A 21,917-nucleotide genomic window follows, 5' to 3' on the forward strand; every position below is an offset into this window, starting at 1 on the left:
ATATGGATATTAGACTACTCTCCATTATAAGCCCAAACCCCGGTTAATTCAATGGTAAAATGCCCGGAAGAGTTACAAAATGGCAACAACTTTGTAAACAGAATGAAAATTCCTGCGGTATGAGTTGCAACCTTGCCAAAAATCGTGTACAATAACCTTTAGGATACTCAAATAATAAAAGGAATGGCATGTTAAGTATGATAAACTTTACAGGCATCAAATGCCCGGTCTGCGGCAAAGCCTTTACCGACGAGGACGATATTGTTGTCTGTCCCAAATGCGGCGCGCCCTATCACCGGGAGTGCTACCAGGAGAAGGGCCAGTGCATTTTTGACGACCTGCACGAGAAGGGGAGGGAATGGGCCCCTCCGCCGCCCCCAAAGCCCCCGGTCACGGCTGAGGTAAAAGACCGGGAGTGCCCTGTCTGCGGCGGGCTCAGCGCCCATAGCTCCAGGTTCTGCGACCACTGCGGCGCGCCGCTGCCGGGACAGAATCCCTTCGCCCCGGGCCCCCAGGCCCCTTTCCAGGGACAGGGCGGAGGCAGCCGGCCGCCGGTCCAGAACCCCTACCAGCCGGGCGGGACGCCACAGGGCCGGTATTATGGGCAGATGCCCTTTATGTTCGACCCTATGGGCGGCGTGAGCCCTGCGGATACCCTGGATATGGGGGTAAGCTATGGTGATGCTTCCAAGCTTGTTAAGCAGAACACCACCTACTATATGCCAACCTTCCGCTATATAAAGCAGACCGGCAGAAACAAGTTCAATTTCTGCGCCTTCCTGTTCTCGGGGGCCTGGATGCTGTACCGCAAGCAGTATAAGTACGGAATTGTGGTCACAGCGCTGATGTTTCTCTTATACCTTCTGTACCTGGCCGCGTCTGTGTTCGTGGCCACGCCGGCCCTTCTGGGCCTTATGCAGCAGGCGGGCATAGACGTGTCGGCGGGGCTCTCCACGGGCCTTACCAACGAGCAGCTTTTGGTGATAAGCCAGCTTATCACCGAGGAACCCTCCCTGTACCTGGAGCTCTGCCTGCCGATGATGTGCCTTCTGCTTATGCTGGCGCTGATGATATTCATAGGCGTCAGGGGCAACAAGATGTATATGCGCCACTGTATAGTCACCGTGCGCAGGGTCAAGTCTGCGGACCTTTCCATAGAGCCCAATATGACCCTGGACCAGAAGGGCGGGGTGAACACCTCCGTTGCCGTGTGTATGTTCGTGTGCTATTTTTTGCTGGTGAATGTGGTGCCGCTGCTGCTGTAACTTCCCGAGAGAAGGAGACGATACAGGTGAAAAAGATACGCAAGGCCGTTATACCCGCTGCGGGGCTGGGTACACGGGTGCTGCCGGCCACAAAGGCCATGCCAAAGGAGATGCTGCCCATTGTGGACAAGCCCGCCATACAGTATATCGTTGAGGAGGCGGCGGCCTCGGGCATTGAGGACGTGCTTATCATAACAAACCGGGGCAAGGGGCTTTTGGAGGACCATTTCGACCGGGCCCCGGAGCTGGAGGAGCGCCTTTCGGCCGATCCCAATAAGTCCGACGTGCTCGAGCAGGTTATAGGCATTTCAAGGCTCTGTAACGTCTGGTACGTGCGGCAGAAGGAGACAAAGGGTCTGGGCCACGCGGTGAACTGCGCCAGGGCCTTTGTGGGCGGCGAGCCCTTTGCGGTGCTGTATGGAGACGACGTTATAATGGGTGAGGAGCCCGCCTGCGGTCAGCTTATCAGGGCCTATGAGAAATACGGCCTGGGCGTGGTGGGGGTTAAGGAGGTTACCGCCGAGGCCATACGCAAGTATTCCTCCCTGCTGGTGGAGCCCTTAGAGGACGGCTGTCTCAGGTGCACGGATATGGTAGAGAAGCCGAAGCCCGGGGAGGAGTTCTCCCTCTATTCTATACTGGGCCGTTGCATACTGCCGCCGGAGATATTCGATATGCTGGACAACACTCCGCCCGGTGCGGGCGGGGAGATACAGCTTACGGACGCCATGAAGGCCCTGGCCCGCGAGAAGAGTATGATAGCCGTGGACTTTACCGGCACCCGCTATGACATGGGCAGCAAGCTGGGGGTTATGCAGGCCAACGTGGAGACGGCCCTTACACACCCGGAGATCGGGGCGGCCTTCAGGGAATATTTAAAGGAGCTGGCTGCGAGGCTTTAAGCTTAAAAATGACTAAAACCAGACGCACCGGGATACACAGTGCGCCTGGTTTTTTAGTTGGGCCTTACAAAAGCCTAGTTCCCCTGCTTCTGGCTGATGATCTTGTTCAGCTCCTCCATAAAGCTGTTGATATCTCTAAACTGCCTGTAGACCGAGGCGAAGCGCACATAAGCCACCTCGTCCACGCTCTTGAGCTTCTCCATGGCGTAGGTGCCGATGCGCTGGGAGGAGACCTCCTTATCCAGGGAATTCTGGAGCAGGACCTCGATCTCTCCCACGATATGCTCCAGGGTGTCCAGAGACACCGGCCGCTTTTCACAGGCGCGCAGCAGGCCGTTTAATAGCTTCTGCCGGTCGAAGGCCTCTCTGGACTTGTCCTTCTTAATGACGACGATTGGTACGCTCTCTATAACCTCATAGGTGGTGAAGCGTTTGCCGCATTTCAGGCACTCCCGGCGCCGCCGGATGCGCTCGCTCTCGTCAGTGGGGCGGGAATCCACGACCTTGCTCTCGGTATAACCGCAATAGGGGCATTTCACAGTGACTACATCTCCCTTAAAAAGAACTATTACTTTAAATTATACACTATATGTGGCGTAAAAGCAAGGCTTATTTATAAAATACTTTACATAAAAATTGTGTTCCAGGGATATTTTACCACTATTTGACAAATCGCCGGGATATGCTATAATAAAATGGCCTGTCCACATGATATATAAGTTGAAAAGGAGACAATATGGCTATCCTCACCGTTTCAGATATATCCCTTGCCTTTGGCGAGGAGACCATAATAGAAAACGTCAGCTTCGAGCTGCAAAAGGGCGAGCACGTCGGCCTGGTAGGAGTAAACGGCTCCGGCAAGACCACACTGTTCAAGACCCTGACCGGCGAGTATTCCCCGGATACCGGCTCGGCCATATTCTCAAGAGAGACCGTGCCCGGGTATATGGAGCAGCATGTCTGCCGGGACCTCCATAAGACCGCTTTTGAGGAGGTCATGACCGTATTCACCCATCTTACGGACATGGAGAGAGAACTGGAGGAGGTTTCAAAGCGCCTTTTGCAGTCCCCGCCCAAGGAGGAGATGGACGAGCTTATCCTGCGCCAGGACCGGCTCAACGAGGAGTACGCCGCGGGCGGCGGGCTCACCTGCCGCTCACGGGCCCGATCGGCCCTGATGGGCCTGGGGCTCACAGAGGAGCAGATAGGAAATAAGGTGGGGGTCCTCTCCGGCGGGCAGAAGGCCAAGCTCCAGTTGGCGAAGATGCTTTTAAGCGGCGCGAACCTGCTGCTTTTGGACGAGCCCACGAACCACCTGGACCTCCAGTCGGTGGAGTGGCTGGAGGGGTTCCTCTTGAACTATCAGGGGGCATATATCGTCATATCCCATGACCGTTATTTTCTCGATAAAGTCACCGAGCGCACTTTGCTCATGCAGAACAAGACCGTGGAGAGCTATAAGGGCAACTACTCAAGGCACCTGGAGCTAAAGGCCGAGAAGCGGCTGGCCCTGGAGCGGGTCTATGAGAACACGAAAAAAGAGATAAAGCGCATAGAGGGCATTATCGAGCAGCAGAAACGCTGGAACCAGGAGCGCAACTATGTGACCATCGCCAGCAAGCAGAAGGCCATTGACCGGCTGGAGGCCACCCTGGAAAAGCCCGACGCGGACCCGGAGAGCATACGTTTCCAATTCAGCGCCAGCAGGAGGAGCGGCGACGACGTGCTGACCGCAGAGGAACTGAGCCTGAGCTTCGGGGGGGCGAAGATATTTGAGAAGGTCAGCATCGAGATAAAGCGGGGGGAGAAGATATTTCTTATCGGCCCCAACGGCTGCGGAAAGACCAGCCTTTTCAAGATACTTTTGGAGCAGTACCGGCCCGATACCGGCTTTGTAAAGCTGGGGGCGGGGGTGGACCTGGGCTATTACGAGCAGTCACAGATGAGCCTGCACGACGGCAAGGAGGTCCTCGACGAGATATGGGACGAGCACCCGCGCATGACCGAGACCCAGGTGCGAAACGCCCTGGCGGTGTTCCTCTTCAAGGGAGAGGACGTGTTCAAGCCCGTGGGGGCCCTCTCCGGCGGGGAGCGGGCTCGGGTGCTTCTATTAAAGCTTATGCTCTCAAAGGCAAACTTCCTGCTTTTGGACGAGCCCACAAACCACCTGGATATCGGCTCCTGCGAGGCTTTGGAGGACGCCCTCTCGGGCTATGACGGCACCCTGTTCGTGGTGAGCCACGACCGCTATCTTATCAACAAGCTGGCCGATAAGGTGTACGCCCTGACTCCGAAGGGAGCGGAGCTCTACCACGGCAACTATGACTATTATCTCGAGAAGCGGCAGGTGCAGCTTGAAAAAGAGGAGCAGGAGGCCCCTCAGAAGGTGAACCTCTATAAGCAGCGCAAGGAGCGGGAGGCGGAGCTTCGGCGTATGCGCACGGCGCTTAAAAAGCTGGAGCAGGAGATAGAGGGGAACGACGCAAAGCGCGGGGAACTGGAGGAGCAGCTAAACCACCCGGAGGTGGCCGCAGACTATGAGGAACTGACCAGGGTCACGGAGGAACTGACAAAGCTGAACGCAAGGAGCGAGGAACTGCTTTCAGAGTGGACGGAGCTTTCGGAGGAGCTGGAGCGGCAGGAGGCGGAGAGTGAAGGTTAGGTTTTTGACATTGGGCTGCAAGGTGAACCAGTATGAGACCGAGGCCATGAGGGAGAGGCTGGAGGGCCGGGGCTTTGCCGCCGCCGGCGACAATGAGCCCGCCGATGTGCTTATTGTGAACTCCTGCACGGTTACGGCCCAGAGCGACCAGAAAGCAAGGCAGGCCCTGCGGCGGCTTAAGCGGCAGAACCCGGACGCGGTGACGGTGCTCACCGGCTGCTGGCCCCAGGCCTTCCCCCATGAAGCGGAGAAGCTTATGGAGGCGGACATAATTCTGGGCAACTCGAAAAGAGGAGAGCTGGCGGACAGGATAATGGAGTACCTATCCACCAAGCAGCGGATAGTGGACGTGGCCCCACGCACCAAAGGCGAACCCTTCGAGCCCATGAGCGTGCGGGGGCTTTCGGGGCATACCAGGGCCTTTTTGAAGATAGAGGACGGCTGCGAGCGGTACTGCGCCTACTGTATAATCCCATATGCCCGCGGACATGTGCGCTCGAAGCCCATGGGCGATATTCGGGCCGAGGTGGCGGGGCTGTCTGAAAGGGGCTATAAGGAGGTGGTGCTCACCGGGATAAATCTGCCCGCCTATGGACAGGACCTGGGAATCACCCTCTGCGACGCGGTAGAGGCGGCATGTTCAGTGGAGGGAATAAGCCGGGTGCGGCTGGGGTCCTTAGAGCCGGAGCGGCTGACCCCGGAGGTCATTGAAAGAATGAAGCGGCAGGACAAGCTCTGCCCCCAGTTCCATCTGTCGCTGCAAAGCGGCTGTGACGCGACACTGCGGCGTATGCACAGGCATTATACTTCTGCTGAGTATATGAGGATAGTGGAGGAGCTGAGGGCGGCGTTCCCCAACTGCGCTGTTACCACCGATGTGATGACGGGCTTCCCCGGAGAGACCGAGGGGGAGTTTATGGAGTCCCTGGACTTTTGCAAAAGGGTGGGCTTTGCAAAGGTACACGTCTTTGCCTACTCAAGACGGCCCGGCACCGTGGCCGACAGGGCCCCGGATCAAGTGTCAAACGCCGTGAAGGAACGCCGCAGCCGTGTGCTCTCGGAGGCCATGGAGGCCTCCCGGCTCAGTTTTCTGCGTTCCCAGGTGGGCCGCACGGAGCAGGTGCTTATAGAGCGTGAGGCAGGCCCCGGAATATGGGAGGGCCTGACGGCCAATTACACCCCGGTGCAGGTGGAGGCCCCGGGAGAGCTTGGGGGGCAAATGATGCGGGTGCGCATAAAAGAAGTGCGGGATAATTGCTGTTTTGGTGAAAAAAGCCTGGATTTTCATGGGTAAATATGTTATAATGTCTCCATCAAATCCTAAGATTATCACTGAGGTGAGCAATATGCTTAAAAATTGGATACGTCCGGCGCGCCCGGAGAAGGACGAGGTAAAGGCGCGGCTGAAGGCCGCCCAGGAGAAGCTGGCCGTACAGCAGATGCAGCTAAAGGATAAGAAGCTGCCGGTGCTGGTGCTTATAGAGGGCTGGGGCGCCGCCGGGAAGGGCAGCGCCATCGGCCGGATAATCAGGAACATCGACCCCAGGTTCTTCAAGGTGTTCTCCATGGCCGCCCCCACCGCCGAGGAGCGCCGCAAGCCCTTTTTAACCCGGTACTTTGAGAAGATACCCGAGGAGGGAAAGTTCACCTTCCTGGACTCCGGCTGGATGGACGAGATAACCAAGGAGACCCTTTCAGGGGTGTTAGACGGCGGGGATTACGCCCAGCGTGTGGACAGCGTGAAGCGCTTTGAGCGTCAGCTCACCGATAACGGCTATCTGGTGCTAAAGTTCTTCTTCCATATCAGCAAAAAGGAGCAGGCCGGACGGATAAACGCCCTGATGGACAATAAGGACACCGCCTGGCGGGTGAGCCGGGGGGACGTTTGGCAGAACAGCCACTATGACCGGTGCCTGGACGTGTTCGACAAGTATCTGGAGGACACCAACACCCCCAGCGCCCCTTGGTACATTGTGGACGCGAAGAATAAGCGCTTCGCTGAGCTTCAGGTGATGGAGGCACTGTGCACGGGGATAGACACAGCCCTGCACAACGGCAGCCTGGCTGTGCCCCTTTTGCAAAACGTGTTCCCGCTTGTAAAGATGCCCAAGCTCAGGGAGGTGGAATTAAAGAGCAAGACCATCACCGACGAGGAGTACAAGACTAAGCTCAAGGAGCTCCAGGGCAAGCTGGGTATGCTTCATAATAGGCTTTACCGCAAGCGTGTGCCGGTGGTGATAGTGTACGAGGGCTGGGATGCGGCCGGCAAGGGCGGCAATATCAAACGCCTGACCGGAGCCATGGACCCCCGGGGCTTCGAGGTGCACCCCATCGCCAGCCCCGAGCCCCATGAGAAGGCAAGGCACTATCTGTGGCGGTTCTGGACAAGGCTCCCAAAGGACGGGCACATAGCCATCTTTGACCGCAGCTGGTACGGCCGGGTGATGGTGGAGAGATTGGAGGGCTTCTGCACGGAAAACGACTGGCAGCGGGCCTTCTACGAGATGAACGAGTTTGAGCAGGAGCTCTCGAACTGGGGGGCGGTGGTGCTGAAGTTCTGGGTGCAGATAGACAAGGACACCCAGCTCCTGCGCTTCACCGACCGGCAGAACACCCCCGCCAAGCAGTGGAAGCTTACAGACGAGGATTGGCGCAACCGGGAGAAGTGGGACGTGTACGAGGCGGCCATAGACGAGATGTTGGAGAAGACCAGCACCACCTATGCGCCTTGGCATATTTTGGAGTCGGTGGATAAGAAGTACGCCAGGATAAAAGCGCTGGAAATTGTGGTGGAGGCGCTGGAGAAGGCGTTGAAATAAGGGATATTCGAAAAGAGATAGTTTCCGGCTTTTGGGAAACTATCTCTTTTGTTATAAAACCAAAATAAGAAGGGAGCCGGAGGCTCCCTTTTTATTTTGTGATTTTACGCCTTCTTCACCGCGCACTGGGTTTCCTCCCCATGGCTTATCCACACGGCGGATATCTCCAGGTCCTTGTCCAGTATCACAAGGTCCGCGTACTTGCCGGGCTCAATGCTCCCAATCTCCTTATCAAGGCCAATCTGCAGGGCGGGGATAAGACTGGCGGACTTCACCGCCGTCTCCAGGGGCACGCCCCAGCTTACAAGGTTCTTGACCTCTTGATGGAGGTTGCTGACGGACCCTGCGATGGTGCCGTCCTCCAGTACGGCCTTGCCGCCGGAGACGGTGACCATTTGGCCGCCCAGGTCGTAGGCAGTACCCTCGGGCATACCGTTGGCGCGCATGGAGTCGCTGATAATGAGCAGCCTGTCGCCCATAAGCCGGAAGGCCGTCTTCAGCACTGCGGGATGGATATGCTGGCCGTCGCAGATTATCTCGGCCCGGACGCGCTCGTCGTCAAAGACCGCCCCCACCACGCCAGGATCCCGGTGGTGCAGGCCATTCATGGCGTTGAAAAGGTGAGTGGCATGGGTTATGCCCCAGTCGAAGGATTCCTTGGCCGTGTTATAGTCGGCGGTGGTGTGGGCGATGGACACCCGGCAGAGTTCCTTTGCCCGCTTTACAAAGTCCTCGCCGCCTGGCTGCTCCGGGGCCACGTCTACCAGCTTCACAAGGCCGCCGGAAAGGTCGAAGAGCTCCCTGAACATCTGAAAGTCCGGGGCGACGATGTCGTCCTCTCTCTGGGCCCCCTTACGAGCGGCGGAAATGAAGGGGCCCTCCATGTTCACCCCGGCCACCTTTGCGCCGTCTTCTATGGGGCTCTCATGGACGCTTTTGGCGGCAAGCAGGGCTTTCTCAATAGTGGGCCGGTCCACGGTCATGGTGGTGGGGCAGAAGGAGGTCACGCCGTGGGCCAGGAGGAACCGAGCCATCTTTTCAAGGGCCTCGGGGGTGCCGTCGCAGGTATCCGCGCCGTCGCAGCCATGGATATGCACGTCCACAAAGCCGGGGACGATGGTGTAGTCCGCCGCGTCTATGGCCGTGTCCCCGTCATTGCGGGGCAGGTGGGGGCCGCAGGCGGTTATCCTGCCGTTTTCAATCTGAAGGTCGCCTTTTACAAGGTGGAAATCCTTATCAAGGTAGGTGGTGTTGATGATGAACATTTTGACTTCCCTCGCTTCTTATTAAGATTATAGCAGTATCGTGTTTAAAATTACCATAAGGGTAACGCCGGGCACGCCCAGAAGGCCGGAGACCGCCACAGACAGGCGGGTGACGGCCAGGGCTACGCCGGTGTATTGGGCGGTCAGGTTGACGGCGGCCAGGGCCGCAAAGCCCAGCACGCCGGAGAAGATGAAGCTTTTCATAAAGTATGCCCTTCCATGTAAAAGTTTTTGGGGGTTCTTAAAGGGTGGCGGGCGAAGCCTCGCCAGTAAATACCTATGAAAAGCTAAGTCAAAATATCACGGCTCCTCGGGCATAAAGTCTATGCGCCCGGTGGCCACGTCCGCCCCGGCGATAATAATGGCCAGCTCCTGGCCCATCATCAGGGTCTTTCCGCTGCGGCGGCACTTATGGCAGATCTCGCCGTCGAACTCGAAGTCACAGCTCTCGAAATCCCCAAGGCTTATAAAGCCCTCGGCGTTGTTCTGAAGCTTTACAAATATGCCCTTCGGGGTAACGCCGTTTATGACCCCAACATGATGCTCGCCCAGGTGAGCCCGCATATATTCGGCCATATAGCAGTCCTCCGCGTCCCGTTCGCCGGTGACGGCTCTGACCTCGTTCTTGGAGCTCTCTATGGCCGACTCCTCGGCAAAGGTCTTGTACTTCTTTCGTATGCTCCCCTTATCCTCGCCCCGGACAACATCGCTCAAAATGCGGTGGATAGAGGTGTCCGGATAGCGGCGTATGGGGGAGGTGAAGTGGCTGTACTCATTTAGAGCCAGGCCGAAGTGGCCAAGCTCCCGGTGGTCGTACCGGGCCTTGTCCATGGTGCGCAGTATACGCTGGTTTACAAGGGACTCCTTCCCGGTGCCCTTTACCCGACTGAGGACTTCCGCGAAGTCCTTTGCGCTGGGACTGCCCTTTTTAAGCTCGCCGCATTTTACCCCCAGCCGGTCAAAGAGGTCGCAGAGCTCATAGACCCTGTCGGGGTTGGGCTTCTCGTGGACTCTGTATAGGAAGGGTATCTCCGCGTCAAGGCTGGCCTTGGCGGCGGCGCAGTTGGCGGCCACCATCAGCTGCTCGATAAGCTCCTCGGATATGCCCTGGGTGCGGGGCAGCAGGTCTATGCACACGCCGTCCTCGTTGAGGAGGAACTTGGTCTCGTCGCTGGTCAGGTCCATCTGGCCCCGGGATTTGCCGTTATGCTGCAAAATATCCGCAAGTTCCTTGGCGGCCATAAGGCTGTCCATGACCGGGGAGTATTTTTCCAGTATCTTTGGGCTCGCAGTGCCCTTAAAAATCTCGTTTACCTCGCTGTACACGCCCCGGACCTTTGAGTTTATAACCGTCTTTTCAAAGCGGTAGTCTATCATATTGCCGTCAAGGTCGAAATCCATCAGCGCCGAAAAGGTCAGCTTCTCGGTGCCCGCATTCAGAGAGCAAACGCCGTTTGAGAGGGCTTCGGGAAGCATGGGTATCACCCGGTCCGCAAAGTACACCGAGGTGCCCCGGAGAAAGGCCTCGGTGTCGATGGGCGTGCCCGCCTTCACATAGTGGGACACGTCCGCGATGTGCACCCCCAGGGTGTAGCCGTCAACGGTCTTCATGGCTGACACCGCGTCGTCCAGGTCCTTTGCGTCGGCGCTGTCGATGGTGAAGATGGGCTCGTCCCGAAGGTCCAGGCGCTCGTCTATATCCGCCTGGGTTACGGTCATTCGGGATATCTTCTCCGCCTGGGCCATGACCTCGGAGGGGAACTTCGTAGGTATGCCGCAGCGCTCTATTATAGCGTCGGCGCATACCCGAGCCCGGTCCCCGGTGCCGAAAACATATTTCACGGCGGCCTGGCTCCAGTCCCCTCGGCCGTCCTGTATGGGCTCTATGAGCACCTTGTCGCCGTCCTTTGCGCCGCCAAGCCTTGCGGCCTGGACCTCCATATCATAGCGCACAGGGCCGTCGGGGGTCACAACAGCGGAGCCGTGCTCGTTTATGTGCACCGTGCCGGTGAGCTTATTCTCCTTGCGCTCCACTATGCGCTTGACCTTGCCGCTAGGCCCCCTGTCCCGCTTTTGCAGGTCCCAGAGTATCACCTTATCCCCCAGAAACGCGCCGTTCAGATCCCGGCCGGGGATAAAGATGTCCTCGCCGATCTTCGGCTTTGCGAAGCCGAAGCGGGCGGAGAGAGAGACTATTTCCGCTTCTATCTCCTTTGCCGGGGGCACAAGCTTTACCCAGTGGTCCTTGTCTACCGTGACCTCCTTCAGTTCCTCAAGGCTCTTTAAGGCCTTGTAGAAGCTGTCCTTGTCGCGTATGCCCGCCTCCCGCTGGAGGGACTTGCTGGGTACGCCGTCCCCGCCGCAGCGCTTGAGAGCGCCAAGCAGGAGCAGCTCCTCGGGGGTGCTGGCGGCGCTGGGCAGCCGGTAGGCGTCCTCAGCGGGGGCGCCGAATACCCGGCGGGGTTCGCCGAAGCCGCGGCCGCCCTTATGTGGTCCTCTGTTGTTCTTCATTTATCTGACTTCCTCTCTTTTTGGATAGGTTCCTTAGTTTTAAAGCCGGTTCACAAGCTCCTTGAAGTGCCGCCCTCGGGCCTCGAAGCCCGGGTACAGGTCAAAGGAGGCCGAGGCCGGGGACAGGGATACCACGTCCCCAGGGGCGGCCAGCTTATGGGCCAGGGCAACGGCCCCTGGCATATCGCTTACATGGTGGATACTGGGAAGGCCCTCGCTGTACTCTGGGCAGGAGACTACGGCCTGCTCTATCTTTTCCGCCGTGTCGCCCATGAGTATCAGCTCCTTCACACGCTCACATATGGGTGTGCCCAGGGGATCATAGGGGATATGCTTGTCATAGCCGCCGCAGATGAGTATCAGGTTTTTGTCATAGCAGCTAAGGGTCCCGGAGATAGTCCGGCTGGGGGAGCTGGCAATGGAGTCGTTATAGTATTTTACCCCGCCCAGCTCCCGCACAAACTCCATCCTATGCTCAACGCCGCCGAACTCCCTTGCCACCTTGCGCATATTCTCCGGGGACACGTCACCCCATGCGGCGGCTATGGCGGCCATGTAGTTTTCCACGTTGTGCCAGCCGGGAAGCTTTATTTCCCCAACGTTCATAAGCGGCTGGCCGTTCACCGTTATCTTTTCGCCGTCACAAAAGGCCCCCCGGGCGGGCTCGGTCACTCGGGAGAACTGCCAGCAGTCCCCGCGCACAAGGTCCTTAAAGCCGGCGGTTATCTCATTATCGGCGTTTAATACCGTGCGGGAAAAGCCGTCCTGGTGCAGGACAAGGTTCTTCTTCGCGTCCACATACTCTTCCATGTCCTTGTGTATGTCCAGGTGGTTGGGGGCAAGGTTGGTGACCACGGCCACGTCCGGGCCCTGGCGCATGGAGATTAGTTGGAAGCTGGAGAGCTCGGCCACCACTACATGGTCCGGGGAGATGGACTCTATCTCCGGCAGCAGGGGCCTGCCTATATTCCCACCCAGGTGCACGGTCTTACCCTCGGCCTTTAAAAACTCCGAGAGGAGGGTGGTGGTGGTGGTCTTACCGTCGCTGCCGGTGACAGCATATATCTTGCAGGGGCAGAGCTTAAAGAAGAGCTCCATCTCGCTGGTGACCGCCTGGCCGTGCTTGCGGGCGGCCTCCAGCTCCGGCAGATGGAAGGGCATACCCGGGGTGCGGAAAATTATATCCTCATTAAGATCATGGAGGTAATCCTTGCCCAGTATCAGATCTATGCCAAGGTCCTGGAGTATCCGGCCGTTTTCCCCCAGCTCCTGGAAACTGCGGCGGTCCCGGGCAGAGACTATCGCCTCATGCTTCTTAAAGAGCTCCATAAGGGGCATATGGCTGCGTCCTATGCCGCAGAAGGCGACACGTTTGCCAGCTATGCTCTTGAAAAACGCTGTGGCGTCCATCTTTAATCCTCCTTGTCTCCGCTGTAGGTGTTGTATAGATTATAGTACACGCCGCCCTTTGCCATGAGCTCTCCATGGGTGCCCTTTTCCTCAATGCCCTTTTCCGTGAGCACAAGTATCACCGTGGCGTTCTTGATGGTGGAAAGCCTATGGGCAATGGTGAAGGTGGTGCGGCCCTTTGAGAGCTTCTCCAAGGACTCCTGCACTATCTTCTCGCTCTCGTTGTCAAGGGCCGAGGTGGCCTCGTCCAGTATCATGATGGGCGGGTTTTTAAGGAACGCCCGGGCGATGCTTATCCTCTGCTTCTGTCCGCCGGAAAGCTTTACGCCCCGCTCACCCACGTATGTATCATACCCATTGCTGAGCTCGGTTATGAAGCCGTGGGCCCCGGCCTGTTTGGCGGCGGCTATGACCTGGTCCCGGGTGGCCCCGGGCCTGCCGTACTCGATGTTCTCAAAGACGGTGCCGGAAAACAGGTATACGTCCTGCTGCACAAAGCCTATCTGCTCCCGAAGGGACTTGAGGGTGACGTTTTTGATGTCCTGGCCGTCGATGTTTATGCGGCCCTCGGTCACGTCGTAGAAGCGGGGGATAAGGTTGCACAGGGTGGTCTTGCCGCTGCCGGAGGGCCCCACTAAGGCCACGTTCTGGCCGGGTTTTACGTCCAGGTTTATCTCGCTGAGCACCTGCCTGCCGTCGTCGGCATAGGAGAAGCCCACGTGCTCGAAGTGGACGCCGCCCTCCTTTATCTCAAGGGGCTTCGCACCGGGCTCGTCAAAGATGTCCACGTCCGCGTCCAGTATCTGGAAGAAGCGCTCGATGCCGGTCATGCCCTGCTGGAACTGCTCGGCAAACTGGACCAGCTGGCGGATGGAGGTAATGAGGGTGCCCACGTAGAGCATATAGGCCACCAGGTCCGCGGGCTGGACGCTGCCGTTTATCATGAATATAGCGCCCACTAACAGCACCAGGAAGTGCATAAGGCCGTCGAACATACGGTTTGTGGCCTCGAAGCCGCCCATCAGGTAGTATCGGCCCCGCTTGATGTTGAAGAACTTTTTGTTGCCTGCCTCGAACTTCTCGGTCTCCACGCCCTCGTTGGCGAAGGATTTCACCACCCGCACACCCAGAAGGCTGTCCTCCACCTGGGCGTTTATCTCGCCTATCTGGCTGCGCTGCTGGCGGAACTGGCTGCGCATCTTCATGTTGAAATAGGCGGCGGCCAGCACCATGAAGGGCACCACGGAAAAGACTATCAGCGTCAGCGGCACACTCATACCGCAAAGGATGATAAACGCGCCCACAATTTTTATCGTTGCCATGAATATCTCCTCGGGACAGTGGTGGGCGAATTCCGTCACATCGAAGAGGTCCGAGGTTATGCGGGACATTATCTGTCCCACCTTCATGTTGTCAAAGTAGTTGAAGCTGAGCTTTTGCAGGTGGGCAAAGAGCTCGGTGCGCATATCCGTCTCCATCCTCGCGCCCATTATATGGCCGATGGAGGCCCGGAAGAAGGTGGCCCCCGCGTCCACAAGGCACAGGAACAGATAGAGCATACCTATCCTTATGACCACCTGCAAGGTCAGGGCCCCCAGGTCGTTTATGCCCATATCCGTCACGTACCGCATTAAAAGCGGCAGTGTAAGCTCGCAGACCGTAGTGAGCGCGGCGCAGAACAGGTCGAAGACCATCACCCATACGTACTTTCTGAAATATGGCAGGAACCTTCTTACAAGGCCCTTCTGACGTCTATTGAGGCTTTCCTCCATTTTCCCACTCCTTTGTGTGTTTTTCTCCCTCTATTATACCATAAGTTTCCAGGATTTACAAATCCGCCGTATCTGCCAGCACTTCGGCTAAATCCTCCCTGAGGATAAGCTGGGCGCGGCTGTCATAGGGGGTGGGGTCCCGGTTGAGTATCACAAGCTTCGCCTCCTTACAAAGGTACTGCACCAGCCCTGCCACCGGATATACCACCAAAGAAGTACCGCCAACTATCATCAGGTCCGCGTCATAGGCGTACTGCACCGCCCGGCCCAGGTCACGCTCCTTCAAAGCCTCGCCGTAGAGCACCACATCGGGCTTGAGCACCCCGCCGCAGGAGCAGAGGGGTATACCCTTGCAGTCCATCACGTAGCGCATATCGTAGACTTTGCCGCACTTTACGCAGATATAGCGGTTCTCGTTGCCATGGAGCTCTATGACATTTTTGCTGCCCGCCATCTGGTGCAGGCCGTCTATGTTCTGTGTTATCACCACCTCCAGCAAGCCCTCCCGCTCAAGCTTAGAGAGGGCATAGTGGGCGGGGTTGGGTTTTGCGTCGGGATAGAGCATGACCTTCCTTAAAAAGTCGTAAAACTCCTCTGTGTGGGCGCGGTAGTAATCTATTGACAGCATCTCCTCATAGGATATGCCGGACTTTTTCTGCATATACAGCCCGTGGGCGCTGCGAAAGTCCGGGATACCGCTGGCGGTGGAAACGCCCGCACCCCCCAGGAACACGGTGTGCCTACTCTCTTTAAGCCAGCTTTTCAGTGCGTTGATATCAGGCATTTTCGTCCTCCTTTAAGATAAGGCAGACCGGACAGTGGTCGCTGCCCGTGTACTGAGGCAGTATCAGGCTGTCCTCTATCCTGCTTTCCAGGCGCTTGTCACAGAGGAAATAGTCGATGCGCCAGCCTGTGTTGTTCTCCCGGGAGTTGCTGCGGTAGCTCCACCAGGAATACGCCTCCTCTTTGTCCGGGTACAGATAGCGGAAGGTATCTGTCATGCCGCTGGCAAGTAATTCGCTGAACTTGCCCCGCTCCTCATAGGTGTAGCCCGCGTTGCCGATGTTTGACTTGTCGTTCTTCAAATCTATAGGCCTGTGGGCCACGTTCAGATCCCCGCAGACCACCACGGGCTTTTTCTCCCGGAGCCTATAGAGGTACTCCCGAAGCTTGTCCTCAAAGACCATGCGGAAGGGCAGCCGCTCCAGGCCCCGCTGGGAGTTGGGGGTGTATATTGTCACCAGGCAGAAGCTCTCATACTCCAGGGTGATAGCCCGGCCCTCCCGGTCGTAGTCCTCGCAGCCTATGCCGTAGGCTGCGCTTATGGGCTCGGTGCTGGTAAAAATGGCCGTGCCGGAATAGCCCTTCTTCTCGGCGGAGTTCCAGTATTCAAGGTAGCCGGGGAATTGGAAGTCCGCCTGCTCCCGGAGCATTTTAGTCTCTTGTAAGCATATGGCGTCGGGCTGCTCCTGCTCTATAACGTCCATGAACCCCTTGCCCATACAGGCCCTAAGACCGTTTACATTCCATGAGATAAGCTTCATCATTTCCGTCCTTTCTTGTAAACCCGGGTTCACAAATGGGATTCGTGAACTCACTGTTAATAAATTATAAAATTACGGCAGGGGGCTATGCTTTCCCCGGCTTTTATGTTATAATGAAAAAATGAAGTAAGGCAAACTTGAAAAATGGAGGTTTAGAAATTGCAGAATCCCATCGTCACCATTGAGACAAACCAGGGCATTATCAAGGTGGAACTCTACCCCGAGATTGCTCCCAACACGGTGAACAATTTTATCTCCCTTGTAAAAAAGGGCTTTTATGACGGCACCATATTCCACCGGGTCATCCCCGGCTTCATGATACAGGGCGGCGACCCCGAGGGCACCGGTATGGGCGGCCCGGGCTACGGCATAAAGGGCGAGTTTGCCGCCAACGGCACCCAGAACCCCTTAAAACATACCACCGGCGTTATCTCCATGGCCCGCTCCCAGATGCCCGACAGCGCGGGCAGCCAGTTCTTCATAATGGTGGCGGACGCGGCGTACCTTGACGGCCAGTACGCCGCCTTCGGCAAGGTCACCGAGGGCCAGGAGGTGGCCGACGCCATCGCCCACGCGAGCCGCGACCGGGACGACAGGCCCGACTCCGACCAGATAATGGAGAAGGTCACTGTTGAGACCTTCGGCCAGGAGTACCCGGAGCCCAAGGTGGGCCCGGAATACTAAATACCTATCCGCTCTATTATGAGGGGCCGGGCTTCCGGCTCCTCTTTTTCTATGCTGAGGGCCGAGAGGAAACGCTCCTTCGCCCTCTCGCACCGGCCCTCGGATCCGGCGTAGAGCCTCGCTATGGGCTGGCCCTGCTCCACCTTGCTGCCTTTATTTGCAAGGAGCTCTATGCCCGCGCCATAGTCTATTTCGTCCTCCTTGCTCTCCCGGCCCGCGCCAAGTTCCATTGCCGCAAGGCCGCAGGCCTCCGCGTCCAGGGCGGCGATATAGCCGGACTCGGCTGCCGTGACCGTGAGCCCGCAGGGGGAGAGGGGGAGCTTGCCTGTATCTTCAAGGCAGGAGGAATCTCCGCCCTGGGCCGATACCATATCGCAGAGGACCTTGAACGCCCGGCCTGTTCTTATGGCTTCACGGGCCTTAGAGAGCGCGTCCTCTCGGGTTTCGGCCAGCCCAGCCAGAACTATCATCCCGGCGGAAAGCTCCAGGCAGAGCTCCGTCAGGCGCTTGTCCCCCGTGCCGTGGAGTATCTCCACGGCCTCCCTGACCTCCAGGGCATTGCCTATGCACCGTCCCAGGGGCATATCCATATCGGTTATCAGGGCGGCAGTACGCCGTCCGGCTTTATTGCCGGTGTCCACCATGAGCTTTGCCAGCTCCACCGCTTCGGGCAGGGTCTTCATAAAGGCCCCGGAGCCCAGCTTCACGTCCAGCAAGATCGCGTCCGCCCCGGCGGCAAGCTTTTTGGACATAATGCTGGCGGCGATAAGAGGCAGGCTGTCCACGGTGGCGGTCACATCCCTTAAAGCGTAGAGCTTCTTATCGGCGGGGCATAAGCTGCCGGACTGACCCACGATGGCTATGCCGGTCCTGTTCACTATCTCATAGAACCTCTCCCGGGGGATATCCATACAGAGGCCCGGTATGCTCTCCAGCTTGTCCACCGTGCCGCCAGTATGGCCCAACCCCCGGCCGCTCATCTTCGCTATCTTCACCCCGCAGGCGGCGGCGATGGGTCCCACTATCAGCGAGGTCTTGTCGCCCACCCCGCCGGTGGAATGCTTGTCCACCTTGGCCCCGGGTATGGGGGACAGGTCCGCCATGTCCCCGGAGCGGGCCATCTCCCAGGTGAGGTCCACGGTCTCATCGGGGGTCATGCCCTTAAAGTATATGGCCATCAATAGGGCGGATATCTGGTAGTCGGGCACAGAGCCCTCCGTGACGGCCCTTACCAGCCAGCTTATCTCCTCTGTGGAAAGCTCTCCGCCCTCGCGTTTCTTGTGGAGGATATCGTACATACGCATTGTAAAAACCTCCGGCTTACGCCAAGTCGTCGGGCCCAAAGGCCATGGGTAAGAGTTCCTCAAGGGTCATAACTTTTATATCCTTGCCGTCGGTCATGATTATCTCGAAATCCGGCTTGCAGAACTCCCGCATCACCTGCCTGCACACGCCGCAGGGGGTGCAGAAGAAGTCGGGTTCCTGCTCCTTCCCGGCCCCCGCTACGGCTATAGCGGCAAAATTTCTATGTCCGTCCGCCACGGCGGAGAAGATGGCCGTGCGCTCGGCGCAGCAGCCGTTGAAGGCGGCGGTCTCCACGTTGCAGCCGGTGTATACCGTGCCGTCATTGCAGAGCAGCGCCGTGCCTACGGCGAAATTCGAGTAGGGGCAGTAGGAGCTCTCCCGGGCTTTCAGCGCCTGGGATATTAGCTCCCTCGCTTTTCCTTCGGATAGCTTCATCTTGCACACACCTTTCCGGCGGCTAAGACCGCCCTCAGCTCCTCCCGGGTGGGGAGGCCCTCATTGTCGCTCTTATGGCTTATCTGTATGGCCCCGATGGCGTTGCCCCGGCGGGCGGCTTCACTGAGGGGCAGGCCCTCTATAAGGGCGCTTATGACCCCCACTGCGAAGCCGTCACCGGCCCCCACGGTGTCCACTATCCGCTCCACCTCTATGCCGGAGGCATAGCCGCTGCCGCCGGAGTTGGCGGAGTAGTACGCGCCATCGCCCCCCAGCTTCACTATCACCGAAGGGGCCCCCCTGCTGTGATAATACGCGGCGATGTCCCGCTCGTGCCCATGCCCAGTCAGAAGCTTTCCCTCGCCTATGCCCGGCAGCACCACCTGGGCGTAGCCCGCCAGCCGGTTCAGGGCGCTGACCATGGTCCTTTCGTCCGGCCAGAGCTGGGGCCGCAGGTTGGGGTCGAAGCTTACAGGTATGCCCAGGGCTGAGACCCTGTCCAAGAGACGCACTGTGGCGGACATGGCGCTGTCCGATACGGCGGGGAATATGCCTGTGACGTGCAGCCAATCTATGCCGGAGAGGTCCAGCCTATCCACGTCCCGGGGGGCCATTTTGGAGGCCGCCGAGCCCTGGCGGTAGTAGGCTATCTCTGGGTCGCCCTCCTGTGTGCTGCCCTTGAGCATCAGGCCGGTGGGCTGTTCGTTGGTACGCGAGACCAGCCCCGTGTCTATATGGTTTTCGGCCATGCCGTCAAGTATCTGCCGACCTATGGGGTCTTCCCCCAGCCGTGTGCAGTACACCGGGGTATGGCCCAGCCGAGAGAGTCCCACGGCCACGTTGTACTCCGCTCCGGCAATGGAGCTTATAAAGCGGTGGGCCTTATAAAGAGGGCCCGGCTCCTCTGCCATAAACAGGCCCATGGACTCCCCTATCAGTAATACTTTCATTATTTACTCTCCCTTTACGCTCACAGCCACTAAGGCGGATTTACCCTTTACCGTGACCGCGCCGGTGTCCGCCGGTATGAATACGGTGTCCCCGGTGGCAAACTCCACGGTGTTCTCCGGGCCTATGATCTGGCCGCTGCCCTTAACGGCTGTCAGGGACATGAAGGAGCAGCCGCCCACATCAAGGCAAATCTCGCTGTCCACCGTATAGCGGTCGGTGGTGAAATACTTACACTGCCCGAGCCGAGCCGCGCTGCCGCCGCTGATGGCTTTCTCCTCCGGAACAGCGCCCGCGCCCTCTGCGGGGGTGAGCTTACTTACCGCCAGGGCCTTCTCTATGTGCAGCTCCCGGGGCTTTCCGTCTGCCCCCAGGCGGCCGTAGTCATAGACCCTATAGGTGCAGTTGGAGTTCTGCTGTATCTCGCAAATCAGTATGCCCGCGCCGATGGCGTGCAAAGTCCCGGCTTCTATAAAGAACACATCCCCGGGGTGGACCTGTGCCCGGTTGAGCACCTCCTCCACAGTGTTGTCCTCAATGCGCTTTCTGAACTCCTCTGGGGTAATGGCCCGGTTCACGCCGAAGTACAGGCTGGCCCCGGGGTCGCAGTCCACAATATACCACATCTCGGTCTTGCCGTACTCGTGCTCGTGCTCCAGGGCGTATTCGTCGCTGGGGTGCACCTGTATGGACAGAGGGGATTTGGCGTCTATAAGCTTTATAAGCACCGGGAAGTTATCGAACCTCCGCACGTTTTCCCCCAACACCTCAGGGTGAGCCTTAAAGTATTCGTTGAGCGTCATGCCGTCAAACTCCCCGCCGGAGATACGGCTCTCGCCCGCCGGGTGGGTGGACAGCTCCCAGCTCTCGGCCACCTTGTCAAAATCACAGGGCTTACGGTAAACGTCCCGCAGCTTCGTGCCGCCCCAGAGGTAGTCCTTAAAGGCCGGGGTAAGCTTTTCTATCTTCATCTTCTCTCCTCCGTATATAATAATTTTAGAGCGGGGAGGGGCCCTCCCCGCTCAGGGTAGATTGCGTTCAGTATATAAGCTCCTTGAGCACCGCGCTCACAACGCCGCCCGCGGCCCCAAGGCTGTTGTTGCTCTCCTCCACCAGCACGGCGAAGGCGATGGGATAGTTGTCATTGTCGCAGAAGCCCACCATCCAGCAGTTGGGCTCCTGGGTTTCGCTGACCTCGCCTGTGCCGGTCTTGGCGCAGACGTTAAGCCCCTCGGGGAAAAGCCAGTCGCCGTAATAGCCGGAGACAGTGTCCCGCATCATGGCTTTAAGGTTATTGGCCTGGGCTGCGGTCATAAGGCTGCCTCCGGTGGCGCTGCCGCCCCCGAACAGGCCGCCGTCCTCGGTGAGCCGGGGCTGCACGTATGTGCCGCCGTTTGCTATGGCCCCCATCACTGTCATCATGTGATATGGGTTCACAAGCACCGTGTGCTGGCCCACCCCGGCCCAGCCCAGCTGGTTGGGGTTCGCGCCGGAGAGCTTACACTCGCTCTCGGCTATCTCAATGGAACTGAAATCCAGAGACTTATTGAAGCCCAGCTTCTCCGCCGTCTTTTGCAGGTCCTCCGCCCCGATATCATTTGCCAGCTTCGCGAAGTACAGGTTGCAGGAGTTTCCAAGGGCCGTCTGCATATCCTGCTCCCCATGGTACCCGAGGCAGGTGATATTGCTGCCTCCAATCTCCTCGCTCTCATAGCAGTCATAGTAAAGCTCCGTCCAGGTGTCCGGCCACTTCTCCATGGCGGCCAGGGAGGTCACCAGCTTGAAGGTACTGCCCGGGGTAAAGGCCCCGGAGAGAGTGTTGTCCAGGTACGCCCCCTTATATTCCGGGTCGCTGTCGATGTTCTCCGGCACGTTCATGGGGTCATAGCCCGGGGCGCTGACCTTGCAGAGGATATCGCCGGTCTTGTAGTTATAGAAGATGGCCCCGCCGTTATGACCCTCCATGGCGTTATATGCCGCGGTGCAGGCCCCCGAATCCAGGGTGAGCTTTACGGTGCTGCCAAGGTCCGAAAAGACGGTGCGGTTAAGGCCGAAGATGGGGTTATAGCCGGTGAGCTTATCCTGCAGGGTGTACTGGATGCTTGTACTGATGAACCCCTTGGTGTCGCCCACGGTGTGCAAAAGCGCCCGGCGGGTGGTCTCGCTTTCGCTGTAGGTGCGCTGGCCGTTCTCGGTATGGGCTAAAACATTGCCGTCCCTGTCCTCGATGTCTCCCAGGGAGCCGTCCACGTAAATATGGGCGTTATAGGGCTGCGCGGCCCACTGGCTGCCGCGTATAAACAGGTTCAGCACCAGCCAGCCCACGCCGCCCAGAAAGGCGAACAGCAGGATATACAGCACGATAGAGCGCAGGCCAACAGTTTTCATTAAGACA

General features: G+C 58.2%; 19 protein-coding genes. 6 read left to right on the top strand and 13 right to left on the bottom strand.

Translation table 11 applies throughout. The features are described from left to right. The first annotated feature begins 197 nt into the window (after positions 1 to 197). A complete protein-coding gene (locus ADH66_RS01870) occupies positions 198 to 1,265 on the top strand; it encodes an RING finger protein (RefSeq protein ID WP_066536399.1) in 1,068 nt (355 codons plus the stop codon). Between the two features lie 26 nt (positions 1,266 to 1,291). Beyond that, on the top strand, positions 1,292 to 2,167 hold the full coding sequence (galU, locus tag ADH66_RS01875) for a UTP--glucose-1-phosphate uridylyltransferase GalU (protein WP_066536397.1): 876 nt from the start codon (positions 1,292 to 1,294) through the stop codon (positions 2,165 to 2,167). Positions 2,168 to 2,241: 74 nt separating this feature from the next. Here the strand turns inward: galU and nrdR are convergent, their stop codons facing one another. Next, entirely contained in the window at positions 2,242 to 2,706 is a 465-nt protein-coding gene (gene nrdR, locus ADH66_RS01880; protein ID WP_066536395.1) for a transcriptional regulator NrdR, read from the bottom strand. A gap of 197 nt (positions 2,707 to 2,903) precedes the next feature. Between nrdR and abc-f the strand changes: the two genes are divergently transcribed. Genes abc-f through pap form a run of 3 tightly spaced genes read left to right on the top strand, consistent with a single transcriptional unit; the run spans position 2,904 to position 7,648 of the window. Then, positions 2,904 to 4,829 carry a ribosomal protection-like ABC-F family protein gene (abc-f, locus tag ADH66_RS01885; protein ID WP_066536389.1) on the top strand — a complete coding sequence of 642 codons (1,926 nt, stop codon included), beginning with the start codon at positions 2,904 to 2,906 and terminating at the stop codon, positions 4,827 to 4,829. Then, positions 4,819 to 6,123, top strand: a complete 1,305-nt coding sequence (gene mtaB, locus ADH66_RS01890) for a tRNA (N(6)-L-threonylcarbamoyladenosine(37)-C(2))-methylthiotransferase MtaB (RefSeq protein ID WP_066536385.1) — start codon at positions 4,819 to 4,821, stop codon at positions 6,121 to 6,123. Before abc-f ends, mtaB begins: the two co-directional genes overlap by 11 nt. A 52-nt stretch (positions 6,124 to 6,175) precedes the next feature. Then, a complete protein-coding gene (gene pap / locus ADH66_RS01895; RefSeq protein WP_066541705.1) occupies positions 6,176 to 7,648 on the top strand; it encodes a polyphosphate:AMP phosphotransferase in 1,473 nt (490 codons plus the stop codon). Positions 7,649 to 7,752: 104 nt separating this feature from the next. On the opposite strand, the gene nagA is transcribed toward pap, so the two are convergent. From nagA to ADH66_RS01930, 7 genes are all read right to left on the bottom strand, one after another. Beyond that, on the bottom strand, positions 7,753 to 8,913 hold the full coding sequence (gene nagA / locus ADH66_RS01900) for an N-acetylglucosamine-6-phosphate deacetylase (protein WP_066536383.1): 1,161 nt from the start codon (positions 8,911 to 8,913) through the stop codon (positions 7,753 to 7,755). 27 nt (positions 8,914 to 8,940) lie between these two features. Next, a complete protein-coding gene (locus tag ADH66_RS01905) occupies positions 8,941 to 9,117 on the bottom strand; it encodes a pro-sigmaK processing inhibitor BofA family protein (RefSeq protein WP_084384284.1) in 177 nt (58 codons plus the stop codon). Positions 9,118 to 9,213: 96 nt separating this feature from the next. Beyond that, on the bottom strand, positions 9,214 to 11,424 hold the full coding sequence (rnr, locus tag ADH66_RS01910; protein WP_066536377.1) for a ribonuclease R: 2,211 nt from the start codon (positions 11,422 to 11,424) through the stop codon (positions 9,214 to 9,216). 39 nt (positions 11,425 to 11,463) lie between these two features. Beyond that, positions 11,464 to 12,834 (bottom strand): UDP-N-acetylmuramoyl-L-alanine--D-glutamate ligase, encoded by a 1,371-nt coding sequence (murD, locus tag ADH66_RS01915; protein ID WP_066536375.1) that lies wholly within the window; start codon positions 12,832 to 12,834, stop codon positions 11,464 to 11,466. A 2-nt stretch (positions 12,835 to 12,836) separates the two neighbouring features. Then, positions 12,837 to 14,606 carry an ABC transporter ATP-binding protein gene (locus ADH66_RS01920; RefSeq protein ID WP_066536371.1) on the bottom strand — a complete coding sequence of 590 codons (1,770 nt, stop codon included), beginning with the start codon at positions 14,604 to 14,606 and terminating at the stop codon, positions 12,837 to 12,839. 55 nt (positions 14,607 to 14,661) lie between these two features. After that, a complete protein-coding gene (locus tag ADH66_RS01925) occupies positions 14,662 to 15,390 on the bottom strand; it encodes an NAD-dependent protein deacylase (protein WP_066536369.1) in 729 nt (242 codons plus the stop codon). Continuing rightward, on the bottom strand, positions 15,383 to 16,150 hold the full coding sequence (locus ADH66_RS01930; RefSeq protein ID WP_066541703.1) for an exodeoxyribonuclease III: 768 nt from the start codon (positions 16,148 to 16,150) through the stop codon (positions 15,383 to 15,385). Before ADH66_RS01930 ends, ADH66_RS01925 begins: the two co-directional genes overlap by 8 nt. 159 nt (positions 16,151 to 16,309) lie before the next feature. On the opposite strand from ADH66_RS01930, the gene ADH66_RS01935 reads away from it, so the two are divergent. After that, complete coding sequence (locus ADH66_RS01935; protein WP_066536366.1) at positions 16,310 to 16,834, top strand: peptidylprolyl isomerase; 525 nt, start codon at positions 16,310 to 16,312, stop codon at positions 16,832 to 16,834. Here ADH66_RS01935 and ADH66_RS01940 read toward each other — a convergent pair. From ADH66_RS01940 to ADH66_RS01960, 5 genes are all read right to left on the bottom strand, one after another. Beyond that, positions 16,831 to 18,138 (bottom strand): pyrimidine-nucleoside phosphorylase, encoded by a 1,308-nt coding sequence (locus ADH66_RS01940; protein ID WP_066536364.1) that lies wholly within the window; start codon positions 18,136 to 18,138, stop codon positions 16,831 to 16,833. The genes ADH66_RS01935 and ADH66_RS01940 overlap by 4 nt on opposite strands. Before the next feature lie 16 nt (positions 18,139 to 18,154). Then, a complete protein-coding gene (gene cdd, locus ADH66_RS01945; protein WP_066536362.1) occupies positions 18,155 to 18,574 on the bottom strand; it encodes a cytidine deaminase in 420 nt (139 codons plus the stop codon). Next, on the bottom strand, positions 18,571 to 19,524 hold the full coding sequence (locus tag ADH66_RS01950; RefSeq protein ID WP_066536360.1) for a sugar kinase: 954 nt from the start codon (positions 19,522 to 19,524) through the stop codon (positions 18,571 to 18,573). The genes cdd and ADH66_RS01950 overlap by 4 nt, the downstream gene beginning before the upstream one ends. 3 nt (positions 19,525 to 19,527) lie before the next feature. Continuing rightward, the gene (locus tag ADH66_RS01955) at positions 19,528 to 20,493 is read right to left on the bottom strand and encodes a type I phosphomannose isomerase catalytic subunit (RefSeq protein ID WP_066536358.1); all 966 of its coding nucleotides are present in this window, start codon (positions 20,491 to 20,493) and stop codon (positions 19,528 to 19,530) included. A gap of 67 nt (positions 20,494 to 20,560) precedes the next feature. Continuing rightward, complete coding sequence (locus ADH66_RS01960; protein WP_066536356.1) at positions 20,561 to 21,910, bottom strand: penicillin-binding transpeptidase domain-containing protein; 1,350 nt, start codon at positions 21,908 to 21,910, stop codon at positions 20,561 to 20,563. Between the last annotated feature and the right edge of the window lie 7 nt (positions 21,911 to 21,917).

It is taken from the genome of Acutalibacter muris (assembly GCF_002201475.1).
Lineage (GTDB): Bacteria > Bacillota > Clostridia > Oscillospirales > Acutalibacteraceae > Acutalibacter > Acutalibacter muris.